Origin of the sequence: uncultured Agitococcus sp. (assembly GCF_937920075.1) — a bacterium.
Taxonomy (GTDB): domain Bacteria; phylum Pseudomonadota; class Gammaproteobacteria; order Pseudomonadales; family Moraxellaceae; genus Agitococcus.
Window position 1 is genome coordinate 1 of sequence record NZ_CALETI010000451.1, and the last position, 3,555, is coordinate 3,555.

Sequence of the window (3,555 nt, forward strand, 5' to 3'; positions counted from 1 at the left end):
AAGGCACGCAACTCGGCTAAATCATGCTGGCCCGTTTTATCAACCAAGGCATATTCATAAATCCAACCGACTCCTGTGGCATCTGGCCCTAAACTCGGTTTTGCGCCTGCGGGCAAACGACTGGCTACTTGACTAAGATATTCCAGCACGCGTGACCGCGCCCAATACAAATCGGTATGGTCATCAAAGAGGATATAAACAAAGGAGTCGCCAAAAAACGAATAGCCGCGTACCGTCTTGACTCCAGGCACAGACAACATGGCTGTCGTTAACGGATAAGTAACTTGGTTTTCCACCACTTGCGGTGCTTGACCTTGCCACGGTGTGCGAATGATGACTTGGGTGTCGGATAAATCAGGGATAGCATCCAACGGCGTACGCAGTAGCGCAAATATGCCCCATGCTGTGAGTAATAGAGTCGCCAGCAACACTAATAATCGTTGTTGGGTAGACCATTTAATCAGATGTTTAATCATGACTGGCCTCCGCCTGCAACGCGTCAATGACGTACGCACCATTGTCGGGCGTAGCGTTGACCTCCATCCTGACACGCTCACCAACCTTGATGTTTTTGAGTTGTTCACTATGACGCACCTTAAACGTCATGGTCATCGGTGGCCATGCCAAGGCGGGAATAGCTTCATGATCGAGTGTGATGGAGGCCGCTTGGCGGTCTATAGCGATCACCTTCGCACGGATTCCCATGTCTGCTTGAGCTGACTCATTCATGGCAGTAGGTGGGGTCGGGATGGCATTTTTGTTATTCACTGCCGCAAGACGAGCCAATACACCATTTAGTGACGCTTCTGAGTCTATTAAAAACTGCCCAGAAGCGACGACTTCTTCACCCGCCTGTAAACCCTGCACAATCTCGCTTTGACCGTTCTTCTCCGCACCTAAACTGACTTCTGCTGGCCGAAAGTGTTGGCCATCCTTGACAATGACAACGGTGCGCGTGCCTGTACTAATCACGGCTTCTGAGGGTACGCTCATCACTTCACGGCTATGCCCCGCCAATGTTGCGGTGGCAAACATGCCTGTTTTTAATACGCCTGAACGATTGGCCAAAACCACGCGCACACGAACACTACGTGTTGTGCTATCAAGTGTCGGATACAAATAATCAATTTGTCCTGTAAAACGTTGGGCGGGTAAACTTTCTAATTGAGCGTCAACACCATCACCTATTTTAAGACGGGAAGCATCACGTTCGGGAATGTCTAATAACAACCAAATACGGGATAAATCAGCGATTTGCATCAGGTTCGTGGCAGGCAGAATTTGCCCGCCTTCGCGTACCAGTAATTCTGTCACCACGCCTGACGCAGGGGCATAAACACCAATCCGAGGATTGGCGCGAGCAGCTTTCGTAATCGCGTTAATTTCGCCCTCATTCATGCCCAACAGTTGTAAGCGTTGACGTGCCGCTTGGCGCAAGCTGTCAATATCTCTTATGCCTGTGACTTTCAGTAATGCCAAGTATTCTTGTTGGGCGGCCAGTAATTCGGGAGCATAAATATCGGCCACTTTTTGCCCTGCGCGTACGGTATCCCCGACCGCACGCACCCATAAATGTTCAATAAAACCTGCGCTACGGGTTTGCAGGGCATACAGCCGATGCTCATCCGCCTCCAGACGACCAACGGCGGACAAGCCATCAGAAAACTGGCTGCTTTGTACTTTCACCACGCGGATACCCAAGTTCTGCGCCATACCTGCACTGACGGTTACACCGCTATCACTGACACTATCGGCATATTTAGGCACTAATTGCATATCCATAAACGGCGATTTACCTGCCTTATCGAACTTTTGCTCAGGCACCATTGGGTCATACCAGTACAAGACTTTAGGTTCTGATTTCTGTTGTTGTGTGGTGTGACTTGCCATTGGCAAAGATGATGCTTGATGGCGATAGAACCACCCTACGCCTCCCCCTGTTAGCACAACGCCAGTCAGGGCAATGATGATTAATTTCGATTTGTTCATAGTGATACTTCCTCATTACCCACAACATATTGCAAACGGACTAATGCCCGTAAACGGTCAATACGAATCAGCCAATGCTCCAGCTCCACGTCCAGCACGGCACGGCGCGCCAGCCATACCGAGGACAATGGCGTTTTCCCTACTTGATAAGCAGCTTGCGCGGTTGCCAAGGCCGCTGTCGTGGCTGGAATCAGTCGCTGCATATATTCTTGTTCTCGGGCTTGAGCGGTGTCGTAGTCCGATTGTGCATCGGCGGCATCGGTGCTTAAGGCGCGTCGTTGGTCTTCAGCCAGAAACTCGGCTTGTTGAACATTTGCTAACGCAGCCGCTTGTTGATGACGTTGACGATTCTGTTTTTGCCACGGTAAATCCACCGTCAACTGCACACTGACCATATCGGCGCGTGAGCTTTGCCGTTGACCGACCATCACCTCCCAACTCCAATTGGGCAGGTCTTCAGCAGTGGCTAATTCGGCCTGATGACGATTGGCTTCGACGTTATGTTCAGCGGCTATGACCAGAGGATGTTGAGCAATACTGGCTTGTTCGGCGGTAAGTAGAGGGGTATTTAGAATAGGTAAATTGGGGCTTAAAGGTCGAGCGGCGACATCGCCCAACCACCGTGTCAGGATATTACGGGCTTTACGCGCCTCCCGTTGCGACATCAATAATTGGTCGTTCGTCATCGCTATCTGTGCATCTTGCTGTAGCAGTTCCGTCGCTGTGACGGCTCCACTCGCCAGTTGTGTGGCGGCTACTTGCCGTTCGGCATGTAGTTCATCAAGCAAACGCTGACGCATCTCTGACGTTTTTTCGGCAGCAAACACATCCAGCCAAGCAAGTGCGGCATCTCTTTTAATTAGTCGTGCCATGTTTTTGCTATTAGCACTTAGCACCTCGGCTTGTTCCTGTAATTGCGCTGAAGCGGCGACTCGTTTTACAGGTCTAACCATGTTTTGCATTAGGCCAATAGTGCTCATGGTCATGTCGTCACGGTTCAGCCGTAAACTATCGCTGCCTGTTATCGGCATATTAATGACACCGAATTTGAGCTGAGGGTCAGGCAATTGAGCCGCCTCTTGTGCTTGTTCACGCGCTGCACTGGCGGCTGACTGATAAGCCTGCACCGATGGTTGTTGGGCTAAGGCGCGTTGCAGAGTTTCGTCGAACGTTAACGGTTCCATCGCCCAACTAATTGCAGGCAGGATGAGCAGCCCGAGTAAAATACGTCCTGTTAAAATGGGCGTTAAGTGCCAAGCGTTATTCATGGGTCATCTCTCAAAAACGAACAGACACAGCCGTGGCCAGCAGGCAAATGCCCACTAGCCAGCGTGCTGGTAACTAATCTTTAGAAATACTGGAAATAACCTTGCCATCGTCGTGCTGCATCCATTGATAATGAATGTGAGCACCGACGCTGATGTCTTGCACCTGCTCAGACGTGACCCTGTATTTGCTATACATGACAATGCCTTTGCCTGGAATGATGGTGTCGTGGGCAATGGTGAGTTGAATACCATCAATCGCCGAGACACGGCCAAAGCCTGTGTGCATTGTCATTGGCGA

At 50.6% G+C, this 3,555-nt stretch carries 4 protein-coding genes; all 4 read right to left on the reverse strand.

Annotation, left to right across the window (positions count from 1 at the left end; translation table 11 throughout):
• Window positions 1-476, reverse strand: a 476-nt coding sequence (locus Q0212_RS15345; RefSeq protein ID WP_297927132.1) for an efflux RND transporter permease subunit, incomplete at its 3' end; no start/stop codon positions are given.
• Window positions 469-1,989: an efflux RND transporter periplasmic adaptor subunit gene (locus Q0212_RS15350; protein WP_297927134.1), complete on the reverse strand. Its 1,521-nt coding sequence runs from the start codon at window positions 1,987-1,989 to the stop codon at window positions 469-471. The genes Q0212_RS15350 and Q0212_RS15345, both read right to left, overlap by 8 nt.
• A complete protein-coding gene (locus tag Q0212_RS15355) occupies window positions 1,986-3,257 on the reverse strand; it encodes a TolC family protein (RefSeq protein WP_107866197.1) in 1,272 nt (423 codons plus the stop codon). The genes Q0212_RS15350 and Q0212_RS15355 overlap by 4 nt, the downstream gene beginning before the upstream one ends.
• A 73-nt stretch (window positions 3,258-3,330) precedes the next feature.
• The coding region (locus Q0212_RS15360; RefSeq protein WP_297927137.1) for a hypothetical protein at window positions 3,331-3,555 on the reverse strand (225 nt) is incomplete at its 5' end.